Genomic DNA, 26,635 nt, shown 5'->3' with positions numbered 1-26,635 from the left:
GTGGGCATCTCGATCCTGAGCCTGGTGCTGGCCGTGGCGGGGCTCTGGGCGGCCTCGCGCTTCTGGCCGCTGCCGGCCGAGCAGCGTGAGGCGATGCGGCTGCTGCAGGCGCCGCTGCCCCGGCCCGGTGAGAACGGCTTCAGTGCGTTGTGGACCCTGCGCTACGACGGCCTGGATGCCCGCGGGCGCGAGGCCCTGATGGCACAGGATGTCGAGCGCTGGCGAAACGGCACGCCTGGCCAGCGGCCGGTAGCCTCCAGCGCGGAAGGGCGGTTCCCTGCGGTCCCGCTGCCGGCGCTGGCGCGTTGTGGCGGCCGGGGTGTCGGTTGTCTTGCAGCGGTGCGTGCGGACCCTGAGGGGTTCGCCGCCACGCATGCCGGCCACGATGCGCTTCACCAGCGCGTGGCCGCGCTGGCCGGCTACGGTCATTTCGTCTCCCCGTTCGAGCCGTTCGGGACCGACCCGATAGTGCCGCTGCCCGTCTTTCAGCCGGTGCTCGATCCGCTCTCAGCCCACGCACTTGCGCATGTGCGGGGCCACAGTGGCACCGCACTTGCCGGTGCCTGCGCGGACATCCTCAGTGGTCGGGCGATGACGGGGCAGGGCGATACGCTGATCACCAGCATGATCGGCGCGGCGATGGTGGAGAGCAACGCGCGGCTGCTGGCGGACATGCTGGTTGAACTGCCCGCCGACGCTGCACTGCCTGCAGTCTGCGCGGCGGCACTGGCGCCGATGACGGCCGGCCAGCAGAGCCTGTGCACGGCGATGCGCGGTGAGTTCGCGTTGGCTGGGGCGGGCGTGCGGCCGTCCACTGGGAACCCGGACGGCCATCGCCTGTTGCTGGATGTGCCGCGCACTCTGGCGCGCATGGCGCCCCGCTATGCGTGGGCGTGCGCCGCCAGTGCAGAACTGGTGGCAGCGCGCGACGCGCCCACGCCCATTCCCGCGCCCGCGCAGGATCGCTTTGCCTGCATCGCCAATCCACTGGGCTGTGCCGTGGCCAACATCGGCGGGCCGGACATGCGGCAGTATGCCGGCCGGCCGCAGGACGCCGCGGCGATGCTGCGCCTGGTCGCCGCGCAGCGCTGGCTGCGGCAGCAGCCCACGACGTCGTCGGAGACGCTGAAGCGCTTGCCCGAGGCGCTGCGTTCGCCCACCCGCACGCCGGTGCTCAGCGACGATGGCCAGTGGCTGCAGGTGGAGCGGCGCGTGGTGATGGACGAGGCCGGGCCGACGCTGCAGGTGCCGATGCGCGCGCCCGCACGATAAGGGGCGTGCGGCGACGCGGTGCTTACCGATCCTGCGCCGGGGCGAAGGGGTCGAAGTCGCTGCCATCGCCCACCGTCTCCAGCGTCCAGCGGCGTGGCGAGGTGAGGGTCTCCCAGCGCACGGTGTCCTGGTCCGATTCGATGCTGCCTTCGGCATGGCGCACGCGGCGGGTCGAGTAATTGATGCTCAGGCTTTCGGTCTGCCCGGAGTTGCGCATCATCGAGTCGCGGTCATAGCCGATCAATGCGAAGGCACCGTTCTGCCAGCGGAAGGTGTAGCTGGCAGAACCGGTGGACCAGCTGCCAGCGTTGGAGAAGAAGAACAGCGTGGTGCGCAGTGTGCCGCCCACGATCGAGACGCCGTCGCCGTCTTCAAACACATCCGACAGGTTCGGCGCCTCGTGACGGGTGATCAGCGTGTGGTTCTGCGCAGCGAGCGTGTAGCCGGCCGGCGTGGCCCAGGCGATGGCGAGCATGCGTGGATTGCTGTCCAGCGGGCTGATGCCGAAGCCATCGTGTTCGACGATGTTGCGCGCGTCCTGCTGGCGCAGCACCAGAACGAGATCATCGCGCCTGTCGCCGTTGAGATCGCCACGCAGCTGCTGATCGATGCGCCAGCCGGACGGCACGAAGCCCTCGGCTTTGGCCGCGTGAGCCGGCAGGACCGGATAGTCGACCGGCGGGATCCGCAGCTCCTGTGCGGCGGCGGGCAGGACGACGAACAGCAATGGGGTCAGCAGCAGGCGCAGGCGCATGGTCTTCCGTGGCGTGAATCCGGCGCGCGAGCATAGCAGCGCGCCAAGTCTCACCCTGCGCGCTGGCGCGCCTCGGGCTTGAGACGCAGGTACACCTGCTTGCGCACGCGGGCGATGACCTCGCCGTTCGCATCGACAATGTCATTGCTGAACCAGTGCAGGTACTTTTCCCCGCTGGCCGTGGCGGCACGCAGTTGATCCAGCAGCGCCTCGTCCAGCCGGAACTCGGCAACCACCGTCCCGCGGCCCGGCTTGAGGAATTCGATCTCCCCCGCACGGTCCCAGACGTAGTAATCGCGCCCCAGGTTCTGCATCACGGTGAGCATCCAGAACGGATCGGTCATCGCGAACAGGCTGCCACCGAAGTGGGTACCCACGTAGTTGCGGTTCCACGGGCGCATGCGCAGTTCGACGCGCACATGGCGATAATCCGGACTGACCGTTGTCACGTGGATGCCAGTGAACAGGAACGGCGGCCACAGGTTGAGGCCAAGGCGGAAGACGGAGGCCTTCATTCGGAGTGCATCTCAGTGCTGAGGGTGACGGGAGTCTACCATTCGCCTGCGTATGGGTGCCGTGGGCGTATCAGCCCAGCCCGCCATCATCGACCGCATACCCATTCCGTCCGGCGGCCTTGGCCTGGTACAGCGCGGCATCGGCGCCTTCGAAGAAGTGCCGCGGCTCGGTGCCGGGCGTCGGCACCCGGGTGAACACGCCGACGGTGACCGTGATGTGCGTGGTCGTGCCGCGGCCGGCGGGAATTTCCAGCGCCTGCGCCCGTGCGACCAGGTCCTGCACCACCTGCACTGCGCCTTCCGGCGTGGTGTCGGGCAGGATCAGCGCGAACTCGTCGCCGCCAAAGCGCGCGGCCATGTCGCGCGGCCGGCGCGCGTGCGCCCGGATCTCCTGCGCGATCCGGCGCAGCACGGTGTCACCGGCCTGGTGACCAAAATCGTCGTTGTGGCGCTTGAAGTGATCCACGTCGATCAACACCAGGCTCAGCGGCCGTCCGCTGCGGCGGCCGGCATCGTGCTCGGCCTGCAGGGTCTGCTCGAAGCGCAGCCGGTTGCCCAGCCCGGTGAGTGCATCGCTGTTGGCCTGGCGGCGCCAGGCGCTGACCCGCCACAGCGTCCAGGACAGGATCACCGCCAGCATGCCGATCAAGGCGGCGGCCGGCGCGAACCACAGGTTGCCGGCGCGCAGCAGCACGAAGCTCGACAGCAGCGTCAACGGCAGGGCGAGCACGCCGCTCAGCCACGCCCGCGGCAGGGTCAACAACAGGCAGCACACGGCCACCAGCAGCCCGGAGAGGGCGCTCTGCCATGCCGACGGCAAGGGATGGATCACCTTGTCGGCGAGCAGCATCGAGGCGACGTTGGCCTGGTACTCGCTGCCACTCATCCAGCGCTCGCGGGTGGTCGGGGTCAGCAGGCGCGTCGCGATGCCGCTGGCGGTCATGCCGACCAGCACCAGGCGGCCGCGCAGCAGCGCCGGATCGACCTCGCCGTTGAGCACATCGGCGTAGGAGACCTGCGGGAAGCGTTCGGGCGGACCGGCGTAGCGTAGGCGCACGTAGTGGTCGCGGCGCCACTGGTACGGCGACACCAGGTCCGGCTGATCATCGTGCAGCCCGGGCAGCGGGCCGTGCGTGCCCGCCAGCGCCAAGCCAAGCGCCGGCCAGTGCGGTGAGCCGATGCCGGCAGTGAGGTACAGGCCGCGGGCGACGCCATCGCCGTCCACTTCGATGTCGCTGTGACCCAGGCTCGCCGCGTTGGCGGCGATCAGCGGAATCGGCAGCAGCTCTTCGGCCATGCGCGGGCCACTGGCGGGCGCGGCCAGCACCGGCAGCACCACTTGCCCGTTGCGCCGGATCGCCGCGGCCAGTTCGGCATCCTGGGTACTGTCCTGGCGGTCCGGTTCGGACACCATCAGGTCCAGCACGACGCGCGCGGCGCGGGCGTCGGTCAGCCGGTCCAGCAGGCGCGCGTGGGTACCGCGCGGCCACGGCCACTGGCCCAGCTGCTGCAGGCTGTTGTCGTCGATGGCCACGATCAGCAGGCGCGCATCGGGCGTGTATTCCCAGCCGCCGACGTAGGCGTCGTAGACCACCTCATCCTGTTTCCAGAACCACTGCCAGTGACTGGCCACGACCGCCAGCGCGCCGACCAGTGCGGCCAGCGCGATGCGTTGCGGCCAGGGCAGGTGCAGGGGCGTCACAGCAGCAGCCACAACAACAGCGCACCGCCCCCGGTGGCGTAACAGGTCCGGCACGGCAGGTCGATCTGCTGGGCCGGCGAGAAGGGACCGGCGTAACCGTCCTCATCGATGTACTGCACGCGCACGTGCAGCGTGCCGCGCCAGGGGCGCTTGATCGAGACCGCCGGCTGGGCCAGTTCCTGATCGAGCAGCGGGGCACGGAAGTCGCCACGACGGTCCAGCTGCACGCGATAGCGCTGGCCGGGTTCGCCGGCCTGCCAGCGCAGCGTCAGCTGGCCGTTGGCGGCCTCGGGCGGCTGCAGCGCCGGGTCGACCGGTTCGTCGGTGATGGTCAGCGGCAGCGGCTGCCCGAAACGCCCGCGGTCGCCGTTGCGATCCACCGATGCCACGCGCCACACATACTCGCCCGGGGGGAGGTCCAGGACGGGACGCAGGTGGGTGGCGCGGGTGTCCTGTTCGAGCAGGAGAGGGAGGAACTGCGGATCGCGGGCGATCTGCAGCACCGTGCGCTCGGCCCCGGCCACCCGGGTCCATTCGAAGCGCGGCCGCGCGCTGTTGAGGGTCTGGCCATGCAGCGGCCGCACGGTCAGCGGCGCGACCGGCTGGTCACGCACCTGGAACGCCTGCTCGGCATCCAGCCCTTCGACCTGTTCGGCGCTGACCGCGCGGACCAGCAGGCGCAGCTCGCCCGGCGGCAGATCGGGCAGGGTGAGTGCGGTGGTATCGGTATCGCGCGCGAACAGCAGGACCTCCGGCTGGTCGGCGCGCACGACCTCGACCCGGTACCCGGCAGCCTCTGGCACCGGCTGCCAGGCCAGCGCCGCGGGCAGGGTGGCCAGCCGCTGCGGCTCGCTGGACAACACGGGCGCGGGCAGCAGCGCCTCCAGGCCGGCGGGGCGTGCATCGAGCGAGGGACTGCGAGTGGCCTGGCCGCGGCTGACCAGGCGCTGGCCGCGGCGGTTGCCGACCTGCACGCGGCCCTCCAGTACTTCGGTGGCCGCGCCCCGGCCATCCTGGCCGGCGCTGACCCGGAACACGGTGCCGCGCACGCTGCTGGTCGCCGTCGGCGCATCGATGATGTAACGCGAGGCCGGGCCGTTGGCCGGGGTCACCCGGTTGCTGGCGCGCCCCTGTTCCAGGCGCAGGCGGGTATCGACCATGCCGGTGCGGCCGTAGCGGGAGAGCTGGTCGAAGCGCAGGCGCGAACGCTCGCGCAGCTGCAGCCGCGAATCATCGGCAAAGACCACGGTGACGCTGGCATCCTCGCCGGTGACCAGTTCCTGCCCGATCCGCAGCAGGTCGCCTTCGATGACCTCGCGAAGGGGCTGGCCGTCGGCCTGGCTCTGCACCGGGCCACGTACGGCCAGTACCCGCGCCGGGGCGGGCTGCACCTGCAGCCAGGCGACGGGGAAACGCAGCTGGCTGCCGGGCGGCAGACGGTAGGGATCGGCGATGCCGTTGTGCGACTGCAACTGCTCCCAGGCGATGGACGGCTTCAGGTAGCGGGCACTGAGGTCCCAGATCGTGTCGCCGGGGCGGACCCGGTAGGTCCAGTCCTGCGCCAGGACCGGCGCGGCAGACAGCATCATGGCGGCCAGCACCAACAGGCGGGCGGCCATCGGGAAGCGGAGGAATCGGGTCAATCTCACGGTCATTCACGGCCCTGCAAGGCGGGGCGCAGCCAAGTAGGCCGCCATGGCCCAGACCTCATCCTCCCCGATGGATCGCAGCCTCCAGTGGCCGCGGCGGCATTATTGCCCGGGAGTCGTGCAGGGTTTCTGAACGTGACTCACGTCACACATCGAAGTTGCCGATCTGTATGGACGGCTTCGTTGGGCCAGCGCCCCGAAAGGCGCTGGCCGGGGCCGATCAGAACAGCAGCGAGGCCATCCGGCGGCGGTACTGGCCGACCAGGTCTTCATCCTCGATCACCTTGAAGGCATCGATCAGCAGCTTGCGCGGGCGGCCGTCGTCGTAGCTGCGGTCGCGGCGCAGCATGTCCAGGAACTGCTCCAGCGCGGCAGCATCCTGCCCGGACAGCAGCAACTGCACGCCGCGCAGGTGGCGTGCCTGCAGATCGTCGCCATTGGCCGCGATGCGCGCCTCCAGCACCTCGGGAGCCGGGGCGTCCTGCAGGGCGCTGGCGAAGTCCAGGCGGGCGCGGGCGCGCACGGCGCGGTCATCGGTGGAGAGGTTGGCCGGCAGCGCGTCGATCAGGGCAGTGGCCTCGGCGGTGGCCCCGGTCTGCAGCAGGGCCAGGGCCAGGTCGAGCTTGAGCTCTTCCTTGTCCGGTTCGGCGGCAATCGCCGCACGCAGCACATCCACCTGGGCCTGCGGATCGAGCGGCGGCGCTTCGACGGTTTCCGCTTCGTCCGGGGCCGCTTCAAGCGGGACCACGCCGTGCTGGGTCAGGAACTCGCGCAGCTGGCCTTCCGGCACGGCGCCGGGGAAACCGTCCACGATCTGTCCGCCCTTGACCAGGAACACGGTCGGCACCGAGCGGATCTGGAACGCCGCGGCGATCTGCTGCTCCTTGTCGACATCGACCTTGGCCAGCTCGAAGGCGCCGTGGTATTCGCCGGCCAGCTTTTCCAGCATCGGGCCCAGGGTCTTGCAGGGGCCGCACCAGGTGGCCCAGAAATCGACCAGCACGGGGGTCTGCAGGGATTTCTGCAGCACCTCGGTCTCGAAGGTCTCGGTGGTGGCGTCAAAGACGTGGGGCAGATCGCTCATGGTTTCAAATCAACGGGAAACTGGAGAGGAAGTGTATGGTGCCGCCCGCGGCCGGACGCAACCCCACCGGGCGGATTCGCGTTGGAACAGCGACAATGCGGGCCTTCAGACGCAGCCGGGTGAGCAGCATGCAGGGAATCCAACGTTGGGAAGGTGGGCTCGGCATTGCCGCCGCCGTGTTGTTCGTGGGCGCGGTGCTGGGCTTCGGCGCGGCCCTGCCGCTGTTCGATCCGGTCGGCCATCCGGTCGCGCTGCTCGGGGCGATGGACGTGCCGCATGCGCGGGCGTTCAACATTCTCGGTTTCGCGCTGCCCGGCCTGCTCGCCAGCCTCGTCGCGCTGCGCCTGCTGCTGCGGGTGCCGCGCACCGCGCCGTGGTCGATGCGGGTCGGTGCGCAGTTGCTGATGCTGGCCGGGGTCGGCTTCACCGCGATGGGCGTGCTGCCGTTGGATACCCGCGATCTGGAGAACCCGGCCAGCCAGTACCACGCCAGTGCCTGGATGGTGTGGGTGCTGGCCTTCGTGCCGGGCGCGGTGATGTCCGGGATCGGCGCGCTGCGGCTGCCGGCATGGCGTGCCGTGGGCGGCCTGCACCTGGCCTGCGGGGTGGGCGTGCTGCTTGCCGCGTTCGCGCTGCAGGCCCTGCTGCCGGCCCCGATGGCCCAGCGCGTGGCCTTCGGGGTATGGCTGGTCTGGCTGGTGGCGGTGCTGCCGTTGGCCCCCTCCACGCGTCGCGCCTGAGCACAGCCGCCGCCGTTGCTGCGCCCCGGCCCGCGCCGTGGCGCGCGGCGCGGGCTGACGTATTTCACCAATCCCCAGTCAATTCAATGAGATGACAGGTTTGGTCGCGACGGTGGGCCGCGTCGATTGGAGCCCTTTGCCGCACTGCGGTACCCTGTGCCGCTTTGCCGCCGCACTAGCGTTTTTATGACCAGCGTCGAACCCAACGTTTACGATCCGCAGCAGGTTGAATCCGCCGCCCAGCAGTACTGGGATGCCACCCGTGCCTTCGAGGTCACCGAGACTTCGGAGAAGCCGAAGTTCTACTGCCTCTCGATGCTGCCGTATCCGTCCGGTGCGCTGCACATGGGCCACGTGCGCAACTACACCATCGGTGACGTGATCAGCCGCTACAAGCGGATGACCGGCCACAACGTGCTGCAGCCGATGGGGTGGGATGCCTTCGGCCTGCCGGCCGAGAACGCGGCGATCAAGAACAAGACCGCGCCGGCCAAGTGGACCTACGCCAACATCGAGCACATGCGGGGCCAGTTCAAGGCCATGGGCTATGCGATCGACTGGTCGCGCGAGTTCGCCACCTGCACGCCCGAGTACTACGTGCACGAGCAGCGCATGTTCACCCGCCTGATGCGCAAGGGCCTGGCCTACCGCCGCAACGCGGTGGTGAACTGGGACCCGATCGATCAGACCGTGCTGGCCAACGAGCAGGTCATCGACGGCCGCGGCTGGCGGTCCGGCGCGCTGGTGGAAAAGCGTGAGATCCCGCAGTGGTTCCTGCGCATCACCGATTACGCCCAGGAACTGCTGGACGGCCTGGATGAACTGCCGGGCTGGCCCGATTCGGTCAAGACCATGCAGCGCAACTGGATCGGCCGCTCGGAAGGGCTGGAGATCCAGTTCGACGTGCGTGACGCCGACGGCAGCACGCTGGACCCGCTGCGCGTGTTCACCACCCGTCCGGACACCGTGATGGGCGTGACCTTCGTGTCGATCGCCGGCGAACACCCGCTGGCCCAGCACGCGGCCAAGTCCAACCCGGCACTGGCCGCGCTGCTGGCCGAGATGAAACAGGGCGGCGTCTCTGAAGCCGAACTGGAGACCCAGGAAAAGCGCGGCATGGATACCGGCCTGCGCGCCATCCATCCGGTCACCGGCGCCCAGGTGCCGGTGTGGGTCGCCAACTTCGTGCTGATGGGCTACGGCACCGGCGCGGTGATGGCCGTCCCCGGCCATGATCAGCGCGATAATGAATTCGCCAACAAGTACGGCCTGCCGATCCGCCAGGTCATCGCGTTGAAGTCGCTGCGCAAGGAAGAAAGCGCGTACGACGCCACGCGCTGGCAGGACTGGTACGGCGACAAGACGCGCGAGACCGAGCTGGTCAACTCCGAAGAGTTCGACGGGCTGGATTTCCAGGGCGCCTTCGAGGCACTGGCCGAGCGTTTCGAGCGCAAGGCCCAGGGCCAGCGCCGTGTGAACTACCGTCTGCGCGACTGGGGCGTGAGCCGCCAGCGCTACTGGGGCTGCCCGATCCCGGTGATCTACTGCCCCAAGTGCGGCGCCTTGCCGGTGCCGGAAGAGCAGCTGCCGGTCGTCCTGCCGGAGAACGTCAACTTCGTCGGCACCGGTTCGCCGATCAAGGCCGATCCGGAATGGCGCAAGACCACCTGCCCGGACTGCGGCGGCGCGGCCGAGCGCGAGACCGACACCTTCGATACCTTCATGGAATCGAGCTGGTACTACGCGCGTTACACCTCGCCGGGTGCCCGTGACGCGGTCGACAAGCGCGGCAACTACTGGCTGCCGGTGGATCAGTACATCGGCGGTATCGAGCACGCGATCCTGCACCTGATGTACTTCCGTTTCTTCCACAAGCTGCTGCGTGATGCGCGCATGGTGGACAGCAACGAGCCGGCGCAGAACCTGCTGTGCCAGGGCATGGTGATCGCCGAAACCTACTATCGCCCGAACCCGGACGGCTCCAAGGACTGGATCAACCCGGCCGATGTGGATGTGCAGCGTGACGAGCGCGGCCGCATCGTCGGGGCGACCCTGATCGCCGACGGCCAGCCGGTGGTGATCGGCGGCACCGAGAAGATGTCCAAGTCCAAGAACAACGGCGTGGACCCGCAGGTGATGGTGGGCAAGTACGGCGCCGACACCGTGCGCCTGTTCTCGATGTTCGCCGCGCCGCCGGAACAATCGCTGGAGTGGAACGAAGCCGGCGTGGATGGCATGGCCCGTTTCCTGCGCCGCTTGTGGGCCCAGGTGCAGAAGCATGCCGCTGATGGCGCCGCCCCGGCGCTGGACGTGGCCGCGCTGAACGCCGAGCAGAAGGCGCTGCGCCGCAAGACCCATGAAACCATCGGCAAGGTCGGCGACGACTACGGTCGCCGCCACAGCTTCAACACCGCGATCGCCGCGGTGATGGAGTTGATGAACGCGCTGGCCAAGTTCGATGACGTCAGCGAGCAGGGCCGTGCGGTGCGCCAGGAAGCGCTGCGCGCCACCGTGCTGCTGCTCAACCCGATCACGCCGCATGCCAGTCATGCGCTGTGGCAGGTGCTGGGCCACGCCGAGGAACTGCTGGAAGACCAGGCGTTCCCGGAGGCCGATCCGGCGGCGCTGGTGCGCGATGCGGTGACGCTGGCGGTGCAGGTCAACGGCAAACTGCGCGGCACCATCGACGTCGCTGCCGATGCGCCGCGTGATCAGATCGAAGCCCTGGGCCTGGCCGAGCCGAACGCGGCCAAGTTCCTGGAAGGGCTGACCGTGCGCAAGATCATCATCGTGCCGGGCAAGATCGTGAACATCGTGGCGGCCCCGCAGGGCTGATCCCGTCGTGCCACCGGGGGCCTTGCGCGCCCGGTGGCACCGATCTCCATGGGCCGATGGCGGGCACGCCCCGTGGGCCGTCCGGTATCAAGTCCTGTTCACGCGGCATCCGGCACGATCACTGCTTGTTGCCGCGACCGCCCGGCTCCTACAGACTGTATCCATGACCCGATTCCTGCTTGCCCTTGTCCTGACCGCAACCCTTGCCGGGTGCGGCTTCCATCTGCGCAACAAGTTGATGCTGCCGGCCGATACGGCTGCGGTGCAGGTGGTCTCCACCGCGCCCTACAGCGAACTGGTCAAGTTGCTGCGCCGTGGCCTGCAGGCCTCCGGGGCGCAGCTGGCCGATCCGGACAGCACGGGCCCGGCGTCGCAGCTGCAGGTGTTGTCCGAGCGTTGGGGCGATCTGCCGATCGCGATCGATGCCCAGGGCCGTGCCCAGGAGTACAGCCTGCGCTATGCGGTGATCTTCATCTTCCGCCGCGAAGACGGCAGCGAGCTGGTGCCGCAGCAGGTGATCGAACTCTCGCGCGACTACGTGTCGCCGCCGACCGACGCCACCGGTACCACGACCGAACGCGAAATCCTGGCCGACGAACTGCGCCGTGAGATGTCTGCGTCGATCATGCGCCGTATCGACAGCGTGGTCCGCGCCGAACTGGAGCATGGCCGCGCCCCGGCCAAGCCCGGTACGACCCCGGTGGAAACGCCGGTTGAGATCCCGGCGGCGACCCCGGCAAGCCCGACCTCGACGACCCCGACGCCGGCGGTCCCCGCCGTCGTCCCGCAGGGGCGCTGAGCCCGGTCCGCCTGCGGATCGGCCTGCCCGGATGGAACTGCGCCCCGAACAGCTTGCCAGCCAACCGGCCAGCCAGCCGTTGGCCCCGGTCTACCTGATCGCCGGTCCGGAAACGCTGCGCGTGCTGGAAGCGGCCGATGCGGTGCGGGCGCGGGCACGCGCCGATGGCGTCAACGAGCGTGAAGTCTTCGATGCCGATGGCCGTGACTTCGACTGGCACCAGCTCGATGCCAGCTTCAACGCGCCCAGCCTGTTCAGTGCACGTCGCCTGATGGAACTGCGCCTGCCCAGTGGCAAGCCGGGCAAGGAAGGCGCCGAAGTGATCAGTCAGTTCTGTGCCAACCCGGCGCCGGACGTGATCCTGCTGATCACCTGCAATGAATGGAGCAAGGCGCACCAGACCAAGTGGGCCGATGCCGTTGGCCGCGCCGGGGTGATCTCGGTGGCCTGGGCGATCAAGCCGCACGAGCTGACCGAATGGATCGAACGCCGGCTACGTGGCAAGGGCCTGCGCGCCGACCCGCAGGCTGTGCAGCGCCTGGCCGAACGGGTGGAAGGCAATCTGCTGGCCGCCGCCCAGGAGATCGACAAGCTGGCGTTGCTGGCCGACGGCCAGACCCTGGACGTGGACACGATGGAGTCGCTGGTGGCCGATGCCGCCCGTTATGACGTGTTCCGTCTGGTCGAGGCGACCTTCTCGGGCCAGCCTACGGCCGTGCTGCGCATGATCGCCGGCCTGCGTGCCGAAGGTGAAGCGGTGGCGGCGCTGACGCCGATCGTGATCCGCGAGCTGCTCTCCACCGCCGGTCTGGCGCGGGTGCAGGCGCGCGGCGGCAACCTGGCCGCGGAAATGAAGAGCCGCGGCATCTGGGAATCGCGGCAGGCGCCGTTCAAGCGCGCGCTGCAGCGTCACCCCGAGGTCAAGCGCTGGGAGCGTTTCGTGGCCGAGGCGGGGCTGGTGGACCGCATCGCCAAGGGGCGCGCCGATGGCGACGCCTGGCTGGCGCTGGAGCGGCTGTTGATCGCCGTCTCCGAAGCCCGCGCCGTGCGCCTGCTCGCCCGGGCCTGAGCCCATGGGGCTGCGCATCTATTACGGCGGGACCTTCGATCCCGTCCATCTGGGCCATCTGGCCATTGCCCGCGCCGCACGCGACCAGTTGCAGGTCGCCGTCCGCCTGCTGCCCGCCGCCGATCCACCGCACCGGGCCGCCCCCGGCGCCGATGCCGCGCAGCGCCTGGCCATGCTGGCCCTGGCCATTGGCGATGAGCCCGGCCTGCTGCTGGACCGGCGCGAGCTTGACCGGGCCGAGCGCCAGCCCGGTGTGCCGTCCTATACCGTCGATACCCTGCGCGAGCTGCGCGCCGAGCTGGGCCCGCGCCAGCCGATCGCCTGGCTGGTCGGTGCCGACAGCCTGTTGGCCCTGCCCAGCTGGCACGAATGGGAGGCGCTGTTCGAGCTGGCGCATTTCATCGTCGCCGATCGCCCCGGCAGTCCCCTGGCCGCCGCTTGCGACCCGGTGCTGGCGCAGGCCCTGGAAGGGCGCTGGGCCAGTCACGAGCGTGAGCTGTTCAGCGCGCCGGCCGGGCGCCTGATGCGCCTGCAGGCCCCATTGCGCGAGGAATCGGCCACCGCGGTGCGCGCGCAGATCGCCGCCGCCGGGCCTTGGCAGCCACTGCTGCCTGAGGCTGTCGCGGGCTACATCATCGACCACCGCCTGTACGGCGCGACACCGTCGTGAATACGCGCGGGCGCGCCGCCCCGTATAATCGGCCCCACATTTATCGAGTTGACCCGCTTTGAGCAACCAAGCCCAGCCCCAGACCATCAAGGTCCAACTGCCCAATCCGGCGCCCTCCGTTCTGCAGCTGCTCGAGTGCGTGCGCGGGGCCACCGAAGAACTGAAGGCCAAGGATCTCGTTGAGATCGACGTCATCGGCCGCTCCAGCGTCGCCGATTACATGGTGATCGCGTCGGGCACCTCCAGCCGTCACGTCAAGTCGATCGCCGACGAAGTGGTGAAGTTCGCCAAGAAGCTGGGCGTGATGCCGCTGGGTGTGGAAGGCGAGCGCGAAGCCGAGTGGGTGCTGGTCGACCTGGGCGACGTGATCGTTCACGTGATGCTGCCGCGCGTCCGTGAGTTCTACGCGCTCGAGCGCCTGTGGACCGTGGGCGACCAGCCGCCGATCGAACTGCTCGACGATGCGGACGACGACTACGACGCGCGCTGATCGCAGCGTGCCCGGTCACGACAACGGCGCCGATGGCGCCGTTGTCTTTTGCGGCGCCGCCTGTGGTGGCTGCGGAGGACAGACATGAAAGCCAGGCTGATCGCCACCGGCGAGCGCGCGCCCTCCTGGGTTGCGCAGGGCTTTGCCGAGTACCAGAAGCGGCTCTCGCACTGGTTGCCGTTCGAGCTGGTCGAGATCGAGCCCGGCCTGCGCGGCAAAGGCCGCGATGCGCGCCGTGCGACCGATGACGAAGGCAAGCGCGTGATCGCCGCATTGCCGAAAAATGCGTATGTGGTCGCGCTGGATGTGCCCGGACGCCAGCTCAGTTCCGAGCAGCTGGCGCAGCGGCTGGAGCACTGGCGGGGGCAGGGCAGGGACATGGCCTTCCTGATCGGCGGGCCGGAAGGCCATTCGGCGGAAGTGTCCGCGATGGCTGATGAGAAATGGTCGATCGGCCCGCTGACGCTGCCGCACATGCTGGTGCGCCTGGTGGTGGCCGAGCAGCTGTACCGCGCTGCAGCGATGCTGGCCAACCATCCGTATCACCGCGCGTGAAATAGTTGTCGCCAGACGGGTTACATCTCGCGAAAAACGGGCTACAATGCGCACCCCGCCCGAATAGCTCAGCCGGTTAGAGCACTTGACTGTTAATCAGGGGGTCGTTGGTTCGAGTCCAACTTCGGGCGCCAAGATTTGAAAAAAAGCCTCGCAGCGATGCGGGGCTTTTTTTTGTCTGCGATGTGCACCACTGGCGTGGCCGATCAACAAAAAGCCCGGGCACTGCCCGGGCTCCTTGTTCCCCAAGTGCGGCTACCTCATTCGAAGGTGTACTTGGCACCGACGGTGAAGTAACGGCCGATCGCGCCACTGAAGTGCAGCGGGTTGTAGTTCACGCCACCGTAGGTGGTCGGATCCAGCGGAGCGATGCGGTCGAACAGGTTCTGCACCGATGCGTTCAACTCGAAGGCCTCGGTGATGTTCCAGCGACCGGACAGGTCGAAGGTGGTGAACGAGGAGATCTTCTCGACGTCGGTACCGTCGGCGTAGGCGAACTGATACGAGCCATCGGGACCGCGGAAGTCGGTGTTCTCCATCTTGGAGATGTAGTTGGCCACGCCGCTGACGCTCCACGGACCCTGCTTCCAGGTGGTGCCGAAGTTGACGCGGTCCTTCGGGGTGCCGATGCAGTTGGTGACGTCGCAGTTGCCGTGCGTGCCGGCATAGTCGACGGTCACATCGGCATCGGTGCGCTCGAACTTGAGCACATGGCTCCACTGCAGGTCCATCTCCAGCTGGCCCGGACCGATGTCGAAGGTCTGGCGGATGTCGGTATCGATACCGCGGACGCGGGTCGATGCAGCATTGATGTACTGCGTATTGACCGCCAGGATGCTGCCGGTACCGGGAACACCGTTGAGCAGGTTGTTGTCACGCAACACGTTGCCCGCGGCAATCGCTTCGGCAGTACTGCCCTGGGCGATTTCGTTGGTGCGCTTGATCTGCCAGGCATCCACCGTCATCGAGGTGCTGGAGGTCGGCTGCAGCACCAGACCCACCGAGTAGCTCTTGGACTCTTCTGGCTTCAGGTCGGCATTGGGACGGGTGATGATGGCGACCGGCAGTGCGCCGCAATCGTCATCGTTCGCGCCCGGCGCCGGGTTGCCGCCGGGGCAGCGCACGGGATCGGCAGCATTGGAGAACGCTGCCAGGCCGCCGTCGCCGTTCTCGGCCGGGTTGGGGGCACGGAAGCCTTCGGCATAGCTGCCGCGGACTGCGATCCAGTCGGCCGGGGTCCACTTGATGCCGACCTTCGGCGTCGCCTTGCCTTCGCCGCTCTCATACTTGTCGTAGCGGACCGCGCCGGACAGTTCCAACTGCTCCAGCACCGGGGCGGACAGTTCGACATAGCCGGCGTAGACGTTCTGCGTACCGTCGTAGGCCGAGTAGCCCAGCCCGATGATCTGGCCCTGGTCGGTGAACGTCTGCGGGGTCAGGCTGTTGCTGGTCTTGCGCCATTCGGTACCCAGCGCCAGGCCGAGCGGGCCACCCTTCAGGTCCATCAGGCTGCGCGACACGGTGAAGTCGAACATGTCCAGGCTGGATTTGGCGCGTGCGCTGATGTCCGGCGAGATGTAGTCATACAGGGCCTGTGAGTTCAGCCCCGCGTTGTCGCCGATGCGCCACACGCCTGCCGGGCAGGCCGGATTGCCGAGCACGCAACGCACGGCGTCGTAGTTCAGGAAGCCGGTACGCTTGTTGACCAGGTCGGTGCCCGAATGCAGGTAGGCCGTGTCGTAGCTCCACTCGCCCCAGTTGCCCTTGACGCCCACCAGGAAGCGGTTGAACTCGTTGGTGTTCTCGGTCACACGCGGGCCGACATCCCAGGCCGAGTAACGCAGGCGCGAGGCCTGGCCCGGGATCGGGTTGTCCGGGTGGGTCGGGCTGAGCACCGTGGCACCGTCGCCGCTGTTGGCGTTGACCGGGCCGCCGGGATAGCCCCAGCCACCGGATACGCCGGAGGGCGTGTTGCTGAAGGTGGTTTCCTTCTTGGAGTAGCCGATTTCGGTGTAGATCTCACCGCCCTCGCCGAAGGCGAAGCTGGCGCGACCAAACACGTTGACGTACTTCTCTTCCGGGGTCAGGTCACGGTACAGCTGGGCCGGATCCCACAGGCAGCCCTGCTGCTGGGCAGTGACATCGTTCTGGCCGGGGATGGTGGTCAAGCCGGCGCAGCCTGGCAGCGCGACGAGGAAGGCCGGATCGTCATCCGTCACCGCACGGTCGTCGAACACCGAACCGTTCGGACCCACACCGCCACGGGTACCGCCAGAGAGCGCGGCGCCACCCAGGAACTGGGCGTTGTTGCCATAGCCCCACGGGCGGATATCACCGGTGCCGATCCACTTGCGGTTCTTGCGGTCGCTGATCTTGATCGCGTCGGTCTTGCCCACGTCCAAACTGAAGAACGCGTTCCAGCCATCGGTGGCCAAGTCGCCGGTACCGGCGGTCAGCGTGGCCTTCTTGGCGTCGCCATCGCTATCACCGGACAGGCCGTAGGAGGCGCGCAGGATCGCGCCATTGAAGTCGCTGCGCAGGATGATGTTGACCACGCCGGCGATGGCGTCCGAGCCGTAGATCGCAGAAGCGCCGTCCTTGAGGACTTCAATGCGCTCGACCGCATCCAGCGGAATGGTGCTCAGATCGGTGAAGACCTTCTGGCCGTCATCGGCCAGGCCGTAGGTCGCCATGCGGCGGCCGTTCAACAGGACCAGCGTGGAGCCGGCGCCCAGGCCGCGCAGCGAGATGCCTGCGCCACCGCCGGCAAAGCCGTTGCCGAAGGTCTTGGGAATGGAGCCCGACCCGTCCGCGGTCAGGGTCTGCAGATACTCGGCGACCGTGGTCTTGCCGGTACGGTCGATTTCCTGGCGGGTGACCACCTGGACGGGGGAGGGGGTTTCGGTGTTCGTGCGGGGGATGTTCGACCCGGTGACGGTGATCCGGTCAAGGTTGGTCGCCTGCTCCTGCGCGAACGCGGAGGACGACGCCATGGCCCCTACCAGCAGCAGCGCGCCGCTGGTCAGGATCGTGGAAATGGAATGGGCCAGGGTATTGCGGCGGCTGTCGTCGCGGCGTTGGGTCGGGTGTTTCACAGCTTCTCTCCTGACTGGGAAAACCTAGATGTCAATAAGTCGACACCAGAACGGTGGCAACGGCGCCAATCTAGGTTTCCGTCGTGTGACGCAAGAGTGAAAAATTGCTTAATTGGGAAAAGATGCTGTGCGTCTCAGTTTGTGAATGGGGAGCCCCCTGACGGGGCTCCCATTCACTCAGCGCGGTAACGAAAAATCGACCGGAACCAGGCCATCGGCGGCGACGGCCTGCCCATCGACGAGGGCTGGCACGAAACGCCAGTGACGCAGCACCTGCTGGCGTGCGGCCTGGTCGAGCACGCGCGAGCCACTGCTCTTCTCGATACTGGCCGCAACCGGGTTGCCCTGGCTGTCGACCCGGATACGCAGCAGGACCGTCCCCTGCTGGCCCAAGCGGATCGCCGCGACCGGATACGGTGGCGGCGGCGCGCTGCGGTACTGCAGTTGGGCCCCGGCGGCGGGCGACGGCGTGGCCGGGGCCGGTTCCAGCGCCGGTGCGGCGGTCTCGCTGGCGGGCATCGATGCCACTGCGGGCGCCTCGTCGAGGGTGGCGGTGGGGCTCGGCAGCGGTGCCGGCGCGCGTTGCGTGGTCACGGGCACCACCGGGGGGAGCCGCGGTGGGTCTGCCGGCGGATGACGGATGATCTCCGGCGGCGGCGGAGGCAGTACCCAGGTCACCTGCATGCGTTCGCGCGGTGCCTTGATCAGGGGCTGGGTAGCCGGGATCAACAACAGCATCAGGGCCAGCGCGTGGACCGCGATGGCAGTGCTCCACCCGAGCACGCGGGACGCTTCGATAGGCAGCGGGACAACCGGGGACGGGGTACGGACCATGCTCCACTCTCCTTGCCAGATGTGCGGGAACATCAACGTGCCTGCGCGGCGCGTGGGGTCAGGCGGGGCCGCGCAATGACAGCAATACCCGAGCCCGGCACGGGCCGGAAGTCAGGGGCAGGGTGGGGAGTTGGCTGGCAGTCAGGATCCGGCGGCGAACAGCATGACGGCGCCCGCAGGCGCCGTCATGTCTTGGCAGGAGCGGACGGCTGGTCCGCTCTGCTGCGAAGTGTTAGCGGCCCAGATCGAACACCACGTCCAGGTTGACCGACACGGTCGATTCGCCCGGCGACACCGGCGTGGATACATCAGCAGCCATCGGCGCGGCCGCCGCACGCATCATCACCGGGCGGAAGTTGCCGCCACCGCTTTCGGAGATGCTCACGATCCGGCGCACGCGCAGGCCCAGCGACTTGGCATACGTTTCGGCGCGGGCCTGGGCCTTCTTCAGCGCGGCCAGGCGGGCTTCGTCGTAAACCGGCTCGGGCTGGTCGATCTCGAACTGCGGGCCGTTGATCTGGTTGGCGCCCTGGGCGGCCAGTGCATCAAGCACTTTGCCGAGCTTGGCGATGTCGCGCACCTTCAGGCTGACCGTATTGCTGGCCTGGTAGCCGGTGATCTTCGGCGCTTCGTTGTCGGCGTAGCGATACTGCGGGCTCAGGTTGACCCCGCTGGTCTGCACATCCCGCTCGGCGATGCCGGCGGCCTTGATCGCGGCGAGCACCTTGGTCATCTGCTCGGCGTTCTGGCGCATGGCGCTGTTGCCGTCCACGGCCTGGGTCACCACACCGGCCGAGAGCGTGGCCACGTCCGGCACGCGCTTGGCCTCGGCATTGGCCGAGATGTTGAGCAGGGTGCCGTCAGCCGGCACGGCGATGGTGGGCTGGGACTGGGCGTGGGCGGTCATCGAAGCTCCCAGGGCAAGGGACAGGGCGAGCAGCAACGGGGACAGGGACGGGCGGCGCATGTACATCTCCTTGTGAAGACGTTGAGGTTGGTGTCGGGGCGATGAACGCGTCGTGAGGTTTGATGGGGTTGAGCACGATTCAAGCGTGTTGCTCGCGATTCAGACAGTAGGCTCAGGTTATGCTTCCTCGATGCTTTATCTTGCCTCTCGATCCCCCCGACGAAACGAACTGCTTGCGCGCCTGGAACGACCGTTCCAGGCGCTTGAGCTTGACGTGCCCGAAGTCCGTGCGCCCGACGAGTCCGCCGCCGATTACGTGCAGCGGGTCGCCGCCGACAAGGCACGCGCCGGGTGGGCGCTTGTCGCCCATGACCCCGAGGCGGTGGTGCTGGGCTCGGACACCGAAGTCGTGCTCGACGGGCGCGTGTTCGGTAAACCGGCCGATGCGGCCGACGCCTGCGCGATGCTGCGTGCGTTGGCCGGGCGCACCCACCAGGTGATGACCGCCGTGGCGCTGGTCGCTGCTGGCCGGGAACAGGGCGTGCTGGTGGTCTCGGAGGTGACGTTCGCGGCGATCGATGAGGATCGGATCGCCGCCTACGTGGCCAGTCGCGAGCCGATGGACAAAGCCGGTGCCTATGCGATCCAGGGGGGCGCTGAACGATATATCCGCCATCTGGCGGGAAGCTATTCGGGTGTGATGGGTTTGCCCCTGCAACAGACCGAGCAGTTGCTGCAGACGTTTGAACTGAAGGGAGTCGCCCATGTCTGAAGAAATCCTGGTCAATGTCACCCCGCGGGAAACCCGCGTCGCCGTCATCGAGAACGGCATGCTGCAGGAACTGCATATCGAACGTGGCTGGCGCCGTGGCGTGGTCGGCAACATCTACAAGGGCAAGGTGCAGCGGGTCATGCCGGGCATGCAGGCGGCCTTTGTCGAGGTCGGGCTGGAGCGCGCGGCGTTCCTGCACGCCAACGATGTGATCCGCCCGGCCCCGGTGGCCAGTCCGGATACCGAAGGCACCACGTTGCCGCCACCGTCCTCGGTGCCGATCGTCGAGCTGCTGCGCGACGGCCAGGACATCGTGGTGCAGGTGGTCAAGGACCCGATCGGGACCAAGGGCGCGCGGCTGACCACCCAGATCAGCATTCCCTCGCGCTACATGGTGCTGCTGCCGCAGTCCAAGGTGGTGGGCGTGTCGGCCCGGATCGAGGACGAGGCCGAGCGCGCCCGCCTGAAAACCCTGGTGACCGAACTGTCGGCCCAGCACGGCGGCTACGGCTACATCGTGCGCACCAATGCCGAAGGCCAGCCGGCCGAGGCGATCGCCGAAGACGTGGCCTACCTGTCGCGGGTCTGGAACGTGGTGGAGCGCCGTGGCCGCGATGCCGCCCCGCTCAGCGTGATCTATGAAGACCTGAGCCTGCCGCTGCGCTCGGTGCGCGATCTGATCCGCAAGGACGTGGACAAGGTCAAGGTGGATTCCAAGGAGACCTTCAACCAGTTGCAGGCGTTCGTGGCCAAGTACATGCCAGTGCTGGCCGAGAAACTGGAGCTGTACAGCGGTGATCGCCCGATCTTCGACATGTTCGGGGTCGAGGATGAAATCGGCCGCGCGCTGGACAAGCAGGTCCCGCTGAAGTCGGGCGGCTATCTGGTGATCGACCAGACCGAGGCGATGACCACGATCGATGTGAACACCGGTTCGTTCCTGGGCCAGCGCAACCTCGAAGAGACCGTGTTCCGCACCAATCTGGAGGCCGCGCAGGCCGTGGCACGCCAGCTGCGGCTGCGCAACCTGGGCGGCATCATCATCATCGACTTCATCGATATGGACGATGCCGAGCACCGCCGTCAGGTCCTTCGCACGTTGGAGAAGGCGCTGGCCCGCGACCACGCCAAGACCACCGTCTACGACTTCTCGCCGCTGGGCCTGGTCGAGATGACCCGCAAGCGCACCGTGGAAAGCCTGGAGCGCCAGCTGTCCGAGCCGTGCCCGGAGTGCAGCGGGCGGGGTTCGATCAAGACCGCCGAAACGGTGACGTACGAGATCTTCCGCGAAATCACCCGGGCGGTGCGTCAGTTCGATGCGGCGCGCCTGCTGGTGATCGCCTCCTCGAAGGTGGTCGCGCGCATCACCGACGAGGAATCCTCGGCGGTGGCCGAACTGGAGGAGTTCCTGGGCAAGAGCATCCGCTTCCAGGCGGATGAGCAATACCTGCAGGAGCAGTTCGATGTCGTGCTGCTCTGATCGCGGCCGGTCCGGCATCCCCACGTTCCGATGAGCACACCGCTCCGCCTGCGCCTGCGCCGGATCCGCCGCCATGCTGTGTATGCGGTGGCGATCCTGCTCGTGGGCGTGGCCCTGCTGGTCGGCACTGCCAGCCAGCTGCTGCCGCTGGCCGAGCGTCACCCGGACAAGGTGGCGGCGTGGTTGAGCGCGCGCGCGGGCCAGCCGGTGCGTTTCGATGCATTGGATACTGCCTGGACACGGCGCGGCCCGCTGCTGCAGCTCAAAGGGCTGCGCATCGGTGAAGGGCAGGGCCTGCGCATCGGCGAGGCCGAAGTGCTGGTGTCCATGTATGCCGGCCTGCTGCCGGGCCACTCGCTGACCGAGCTGCGCCTGCGTGGCGTGGCGCTGGTACTGCAGCGCGCCGACGATGGCCGCTGGTCCGTGCAGGGCCTGCCGCAGTCCAGTGCAGGTGACCCGCTGGAAACACTGCGCCGCCTGGGCGAGCTGCAGGTGATCGGTGGCCGCTTGAAGGTGGATGCGCCCTCGTTGGGCGTGAACGCCGTGCTGCCGCGGATCGACCTGCGCCTGCGCGTCAACGGCCAGCGCCTGCGGGTTGGGGCGCGTGCGTGGGCCGACCCGTCCGCACAGCCGCTGACGGCGGTGCTGGAATTCGAGCGCAAGCGCGGCGATGGTCAGGCCTGGTTCTCGGCCGCCCCGGCCGACTTCCGGGCGTGGGCCTCGCTGCTGCAGTTCGGCGGCATCGGCCTGCAGCAGGGCACCGGTGAGTTCAATGCCTGGGTGGACCTGCGCGATCACCGGGTGGTGATGGTCACCACCGATGCGGACCTTCAGAACGTACAGGTGCGCGGCGTGACGCTGGCCGACGGCACCCACCCGCAGCTGGCGTTGGACACGCTGGAACTGCGTGCACGCTGGCGCTGGGTGCAGGGGGGCTGGCGCGCCGATGCGCCACGGTTGCGGATTGGCATGGAAGGCAGCACCCAGCAATTGGACGGGCTGCTGCTGGCCGGCGGGCAGCACTTCGCGCTGGCTGGCGACAACATCGATGCCACCGCGCTGCTGCGGGGGCTGGCGCTGACCGACCGGATCGATCCCGGCCTGCGCGAGTGGCTGCATGAGGCCGCACCGCAGGTGCGCATGACCCGCGTGCGGGTGGCAGGCGAGCAGGGCGGCCCGCTGTCGGTCGAGGGGGATCTGGAAGACATCCGCTTCGCGGCGGTCGGGCATTCGCCCGGGCTCAGCGGTGTGGGCGGGCGCTTCAACGGCGATGCCGATGGCTTCACCCTGGATCTGCAACCGCAGCAGGTGATGCAGTTCGATTGGCCGAGCGGCTTTGGCGAGCGCCACGACGTGCGCCTGGCCGGCCGACTGGTGGGCTGGCGCGACGAGGCCGGCGGCTGGCGGATCGGGACCCCGGCGCTGCGCGTGCAGGGCACCGATTACGCCGCCGATGTGCGCGGCGGCATCTGGTTCCAGAACAACGGCACGCGCCCCTGGCTGGAACTGGCGGCCAAGATCGACGATGTGCCAATGACCGCCGCCAAGCGTTTCTGGATCCACTCCAAGATGAGCAAGGCCGCGACCGATTGGCTGGATGCTGCCCTGGTCTCCGGGCAGGTGCGTGGCGGGGTGGGCCTGGTGACCGGGGATCTGGAAGACTGGCCGTTCGACAAGAACAACGGCCGCTTCGAGGCGACCGGCCACATCGACGCCGGCAGTATCCGCTTCCAGCACGACTGGCCGGCGATGAACAAGGTCGATGCCGATATCGCCTTCATCGGCCCGGGCTTCGAACTGCATGGCAAGGGCGACCTGGCCGGGGTGGCGGTGGACCACTTCGATGCCGGCATTCCTGATTTCGGCGAGACCGATCTGTACGTCAAGGCCAGCAGCCGCAGCGATGCCGGTGCACTGCTGGCCATGCTCAAGCAGAGCCCGTTGCAGGCCACCTATGGCGAGACGCTGGTCAATCTCACCGCGAAGGGACCGGCCGCGGTCACCTTCGACCTGCTGCAGCCGCTGCACCACGACGAAGGCCGCGGTCACCTGCAGGGCACGGTCGATCTCAATGGCGCGACCCTCACCGAGAAGCGCTTCGACCTGGTCTTCGACAACATGCGCGGCACGGCCCGTTATGGCCATGGCGGCTTCGATGCGGAGCACCTGGCGGTACGTCACCAGGGCCAGGACGGGCTGCTCAGCCTGCGCGCCGGTGAGTTCGTGCGCGATCCGCAGCAGGCCTTCGAATCCGAACTGACCGCCTCGCTGGAGGCGGGGGCGCTGCTGGACCGCGCCCCGGAATTGAACTGGCTCAAGCCTTACATCCAGGGCACCTCGCGTTGGACCATCGGGGTGACCCTGCCCAAGGTCGCGGCCGGCAGCAAGGTCGAGCCGCCCACCGTGCTCAAGCTGCATTCGGATCTGGTCGGCACCACCCTGGAACTGCCGGCGCCGCTGGACAAGCCCGCCGCTACGCCGTTGGCGACGGACGTCACCGCACAGCTGCCGATGGGCAGCGGACGCGTTGATGTCGCCTTCGGCCAGCGCCTGGCCCTGGCCGCGCGCACGCATGACAACCAGACCGGGGTGCAGGTCACCCTCGGCAGCGACCGCGTGGATCGTGATCCGCCGGCCAGTGGGCTGGTCGTGAACGGGCGCAGCGGCTCGCTGGATGCGCTGGAGTGGATCGCGCTGGCCCGCTCGCCGGACGGCGGCGACGGCAAGGACCCGATGCCGCTGCGGCATGTGGACGTGCAGGTCGGCCAGCTGCTGCTCGCCGGTGGCGTGTTCCCGCAGACCCGGCTGCAACTGCGGCCGACCAGCAGCAGCGTGGACGTGCGCCTGGACGGCCCCTCGCTGGTGGGCGGCCTGACCGTGCCCAATGCCGAAGGCGGCACCATCGTCGGCAAGCTCAGCCGGGTGCACTGGCAGTCGCTGCCGACGCCCGTCAAGGCGCCCAGCGATGGCGCTCCGATCCTGCTGCCACCGGACGTGGCCCTGCCGGCGCGGGTCCAGGCCAGTGCCAATGACACCAATCCGGCCAAGATCCCGCCGCTGTCGCTGGATATCGATGACCTCCAGTTCGGCAAGGCCAAGCTCGGCCAGGCGGTATTGCGCACGCGGCCCATGGCCAACGGCCTGAGCGTGGATCAGCTGCAGTTCCGCGCGCCCAAGCAGGCGATCGACGTCAATGGCCGCTGGATGGGCATGGGCGAGGCCGCGCGCAGCCAGTTCAACGTGCAGGTCAAGAGCGAGGACCTGGGCGGGCTGATGCAGAATCTGGACTATGGCGGCCAGCTGCGTGGCGGCCAGGGCCAGCTGACCATGAGCGCCGGCTGGCAGGGCGGCCCATCCGACTTCCAGCTCGGTGCGCTGCAGGGCCAGCTCGACGTGCAGGCCCGCAACGGCCAGTTGCTGGAACTCGAACCCGGTGCCGGGCGCGTGCTCGGCCTGCTCAGCGTGACCCAGCTGCCGCGCCGGTTGATGTTCGATTTCCGCGATTTCTTCTCCAAGGGCTTCGCCTTCAACCAGGTCGAGGGCAGCGTGGCGTTCGCCGATGGCATGGCCACCACCGACAAGGTGCTGATCGAAGGCCCGGCGGCGAACATCACCATCCGCGGCAAGACCGACCTGCGCCAACAACGCTTCGATCAGACCATCGACGTCAACCCGCGTGCGGGCAACCTGCTGACGGTGGTCGGCGCGGTCGCCGGCGGCCCGGTGGGGGCGGCGGTCGGCGCGGCCGCCAATGCGGTGCTGTCCAAGCCGCTGGGCGAGATCGGCGCCAAGACCTACCGCGTGACCGGCCCCTGGGCCGAACCCAAGGTCGATGTGATCGACCGCGACGCAGCGCCCAAGCCGGCCCCGGCCGCACCGCCGGCGCGCTGATCCCTTTCCCGCGCCCGGGTTGCGATTGCGCCCGGCGCCCACAGATCAAAGAGCATGAACAACAACGCACTTTCGCTGGCCACCGACCGTCTGCTGCTGCCCGCCGGGCTGGATGCGAACGGTCTGGAACGCACGTTCGGCACCCTGTTGGGCCCGGGCATCGATTTCGGGGATCTCTATTTCCAGCACGCGCGCCGCGAGAGCTGGAGCGTGGAGGACGGCATCGTCAAGGACGGGGCGCATTCGATCGAGCAGGGCGTGGGCGTACGCGCCATCGCCGGTGAGAAGACCGGCTTCGCCTACTCCGACGACATCCACAGCGACGCGCTGCTGGCCGCGGCCAACTCGGCCCGCGCCATCTCCCGCGAGGGTGGGGCGCAGTCGGCCCGCTCGCTGGTGCGGGGCAGTGGCCGCGCGCTGTACCCGGCACTGGACCCCATCGATGGCATGGGCAACGAGGCCAAGGTCGAGATGCTCAAGCGGCTGGACCGCTACCTGCGCGCCGCCGACCCGCGCGTGCAGCAGGTGATGGTCAGCCTGTCCGGCGGCGTGGATACGGTCTTGATCGCGCGCAGCGATGGCGTGCTTGCGGCCGACATCCGCCCGCTGGTGCGCTTGAACGTGCAGGTGATCGTCGAGCAGCATGGCCGGCGCGAGTCCGGTTACTCCGGTGGCGGCGGCCGCTACAGCTATGAAGAACTGTTTGCCGAGGGGCGCCCGGAAGGCTTCGCGCGCGAGGCCCTGCGCCAGGCGCTGGTGAACCTGGAGGCGATCCCGGCCCCGGCCGGGGTGATGACCGTGGTGCTCGGCCCGGGCTGGCCGGGCGTGCTGCTGCATGAAGCGGTCGGCCATGGCCTGGAAGGCGACTTCAACCGCAAGGGCACCAGCGTCTACGCCGGCCGGATCGGCGAGCGCGTGGCCGCGCCGGGCGTGACCATCGTTGACGACGGCACCCTGGACGGACGCCGCGGCTCGCTGAACATCGATGATGAGGGCCACCCGACCCAGTGCACCACGCTAATCGAAGACGGCATCCTGGTTGGCTACATGCAGGATTCGCTCAATGCGCGCCTGATGGGCGTGGCCCCGACCGGCAACGGCCGCCGTGAATCGTTCGCGCACATGACCATGCCGCGTATGACCAACACCTACATGCGCGCCGGCCAGCACGATCCGGAAGAAATGATCCGCTCGGTCAGGCGTGGCCTGTACGCCGTCAACTTCGGTGGTGGCCAGGTCGACATCACCAGCGGCAAATACGTGTTCTCGGCCACCGAGGCCTACCTGATCGAAGACGGAAAAATCACCGCGCCGGTGAAGGGCGCCACCCTGATCGGCAATGGGCCGGAAACCATGCAGAAAGTGCGCATGATCGGCAACGATCTGGCCCTGGACGAGGGCGTGGGCATCTGCGGCAAGGATGGCCAGAGCGTGCCGGTCGGCGTGGGCCAGCCGTCCCTGCTGATCGATGGCATCACCGTGGGCGGCACCCAGGCCTGAGCCGGGATGCATTCGCCTGCGC

The 26,635-nt window shown here is 68.3% G+C and carries 20 protein-coding genes and 1 tRNA gene; 13 read left to right on the top strand and 8 right to left on the bottom strand.

Features of this window, described 5'->3' with window-relative positions:
- Positions 1 to 1,272 (top strand): hypothetical protein, encoded by a 1,272-nt coding sequence (locus ABE422_RS09415; protein ID WP_346482861.1) that lies wholly within the window; start codon positions 1 to 3, stop codon positions 1,270 to 1,272.
- A 22-nt stretch (positions 1,273 to 1,294) separates the two neighbouring features.
- Here ABE422_RS09415 and ABE422_RS09410 read toward each other — a convergent pair whose 3' ends face one another.
- The 5 genes from ABE422_RS09410 to trxA all read right to left on the bottom strand — a co-directional run bounded on the left by ABE422_RS09410 (position 1,295) and on the right by trxA (position 6,976).
- Complete coding sequence (locus tag ABE422_RS09410; protein ID WP_313212535.1) at positions 1,295 to 2,026, bottom strand: hypothetical protein; 732 nt, start codon at positions 2,024 to 2,026, stop codon at positions 1,295 to 1,297.
- Between the two features lie 50 nt (positions 2,027 to 2,076).
- Positions 2,077 to 2,541 carry a DUF4442 domain-containing protein gene (locus ABE422_RS09405; RefSeq protein WP_313212536.1) on the bottom strand — a complete coding sequence of 155 codons (465 nt, stop codon included), beginning with the start codon at positions 2,539 to 2,541 and terminating at the stop codon, positions 2,077 to 2,079.
- 70 nt (positions 2,542 to 2,611) lie between these two features.
- Complete coding sequence (locus ABE422_RS09400) at positions 2,612 to 4,243, bottom strand: CHASE2 domain-containing protein (RefSeq protein ID WP_346466026.1); 1,632 nt, start codon at positions 4,241 to 4,243, stop codon at positions 2,612 to 2,614.
- On the bottom strand, positions 4,240 to 5,862 hold the full coding sequence (locus tag ABE422_RS09395; protein WP_313219230.1) for a FecR domain-containing protein: 1,623 nt from the start codon (positions 5,860 to 5,862) through the stop codon (positions 4,240 to 4,242). The genes ABE422_RS09400 and ABE422_RS09395 overlap by 4 nt, the downstream gene beginning before the upstream one ends.
- Before the next feature lie 250 nt (positions 5,863 to 6,112).
- Complete coding sequence (trxA, locus tag ABE422_RS09390; RefSeq protein ID WP_313219037.1) at positions 6,113 to 6,976, bottom strand: thioredoxin; 864 nt, start codon at positions 6,974 to 6,976, stop codon at positions 6,113 to 6,115.
- A 128-nt stretch (positions 6,977 to 7,104) separates the two neighbouring features.
- Between trxA and ABE422_RS09385 the strand changes: the two genes are divergently transcribed.
- The 8 genes from ABE422_RS09385 to ABE422_RS09350 all read left to right on the top strand — a co-directional run bounded on the left by ABE422_RS09385 (position 7,105) and on the right by ABE422_RS09350 (position 14,268).
- Positions 7,105 to 7,716, top strand: coding sequence for a DUF998 domain-containing protein (locus ABE422_RS09385; protein ID WP_313212539.1), 612 nt, complete (start codon positions 7,105 to 7,107; stop codon positions 7,714 to 7,716).
- 186 nt (positions 7,717 to 7,902) lie between these two features.
- Positions 7,903 to 10,551 carry a leucine--tRNA ligase gene (leuS, locus tag ABE422_RS09380; protein WP_319623588.1) on the top strand — a complete coding sequence of 883 codons (2,649 nt, stop codon included), beginning with the start codon at positions 7,903 to 7,905 and terminating at the stop codon, positions 10,549 to 10,551.
- Positions 10,552 to 10,714: 163 nt separating this feature from the next.
- Positions 10,715 to 11,350: an LPS assembly lipoprotein LptE gene (lptE, locus tag ABE422_RS09375; protein WP_346463012.1), complete on the top strand. Its 636-nt coding sequence runs from the start codon at positions 10,715 to 10,717 to the stop codon at positions 11,348 to 11,350.
- Positions 11,351 to 11,381: 31 nt separating this feature from the next.
- A complete protein-coding gene (gene holA / locus ABE422_RS09370; RefSeq protein WP_346482860.1) occupies positions 11,382 to 12,419 on the top strand; it encodes a DNA polymerase III subunit delta in 1,038 nt (345 codons plus the stop codon).
- 4 nt (positions 12,420 to 12,423) lie between these two features.
- On the top strand, positions 12,424 to 13,089 hold the full coding sequence (gene nadD, locus ABE422_RS09365) for a nicotinate-nucleotide adenylyltransferase (protein ID WP_346463011.1): 666 nt from the start codon (positions 12,424 to 12,426) through the stop codon (positions 13,087 to 13,089).
- Positions 13,090 to 13,147: 58 nt separating this feature from the next.
- Positions 13,148 to 13,579, top strand: coding sequence for a ribosome silencing factor (rsfS, locus tag ABE422_RS09360; RefSeq protein WP_121038588.1), 432 nt, complete (start codon positions 13,148 to 13,150; stop codon positions 13,577 to 13,579).
- Between the two features lie 84 nt (positions 13,580 to 13,663).
- Positions 13,664 to 14,134, top strand: a complete 471-nt coding sequence (gene rlmH / locus ABE422_RS09355) for a 23S rRNA (pseudouridine(1915)-N(3))-methyltransferase RlmH (protein ID WP_313212543.1) — start codon at positions 13,664 to 13,666, stop codon at positions 14,132 to 14,134.
- 57 nt (positions 14,135 to 14,191) lie between these two features.
- Positions 14,192 to 14,268: transfer RNA gene (locus ABE422_RS09350), tRNA-Asn, on the top strand.
- 126 nt (positions 14,269 to 14,394) lie between these two features.
- Here the strand turns inward: ABE422_RS09350 and ABE422_RS09345 are convergent.
- From ABE422_RS09345 to ABE422_RS09335, 3 genes are all read right to left on the bottom strand, one after another.
- Positions 14,395 to 17,229, bottom strand: coding sequence for a TonB-dependent receptor (locus ABE422_RS09345; protein ID WP_313212544.1), 2,835 nt, complete (start codon positions 17,227 to 17,229; stop codon positions 14,395 to 14,397).
- Between the two features lie 177 nt (positions 17,230 to 17,406).
- Complete coding sequence (locus tag ABE422_RS09340) at positions 17,407 to 18,063, bottom strand: energy transducer TonB (protein ID WP_313212545.1); 657 nt, start codon at positions 18,061 to 18,063, stop codon at positions 17,407 to 17,409.
- A gap of 232 nt (positions 18,064 to 18,295) precedes the next feature.
- A complete protein-coding gene (locus ABE422_RS09335) occupies positions 18,296 to 19,030 on the bottom strand; it encodes an SIMPL domain-containing protein (RefSeq protein WP_313212546.1) in 735 nt (244 codons plus the stop codon).
- A 130-nt stretch (positions 19,031 to 19,160) separates the two neighbouring features.
- Here ABE422_RS09335 and ABE422_RS09330 point away from each other — a divergent pair, with 130 nt between their 5' ends.
- Genes ABE422_RS09330 through tldD form a run of 4 tightly spaced genes read left to right on the top strand, consistent with a single transcriptional unit; the run spans position 19,161 to position 26,613 of the window.
- A complete protein-coding gene (locus ABE422_RS09330) occupies positions 19,161 to 19,742 on the top strand; it encodes a Maf-like protein (RefSeq protein ID WP_346482904.1) in 582 nt (193 codons plus the stop codon).
- The gene (rng, locus tag ABE422_RS09325; RefSeq protein ID WP_123730583.1) at positions 19,735 to 21,222 is read left to right on the top strand and encodes a ribonuclease G; all 1,488 of its coding nucleotides are present in this window, start codon (positions 19,735 to 19,737) and stop codon (positions 21,220 to 21,222) included. The genes ABE422_RS09330 and rng overlap by 8 nt, the downstream gene beginning before the upstream one ends.
- Before the next feature lie 30 nt (positions 21,223 to 21,252).
- Positions 21,253 to 25,113 (top strand): YhdP family protein, encoded by a 3,861-nt coding sequence (locus ABE422_RS09320; protein ID WP_346482859.1) that lies wholly within the window; start codon positions 21,253 to 21,255, stop codon positions 25,111 to 25,113.
- A gap of 54 nt (positions 25,114 to 25,167) precedes the next feature.
- The gene (tldD, locus tag ABE422_RS09315; protein ID WP_346482858.1) at positions 25,168 to 26,613 is read left to right on the top strand and encodes a metalloprotease TldD; all 1,446 of its coding nucleotides are present in this window, start codon (positions 25,168 to 25,170) and stop codon (positions 26,611 to 26,613) included.
- Positions 26,614 to 26,635: the final 22 nt, after the last annotated feature.

The organism is Stenotrophomonas sp. TWI1151 (assembly GCF_039673135.1).
Classification (GTDB): Bacteria; Pseudomonadota; Gammaproteobacteria; order Xanthomonadales; family Xanthomonadaceae; genus Stenotrophomonas.
This window is presented reverse-complemented; position numbering and strand designations above follow the sequence as displayed.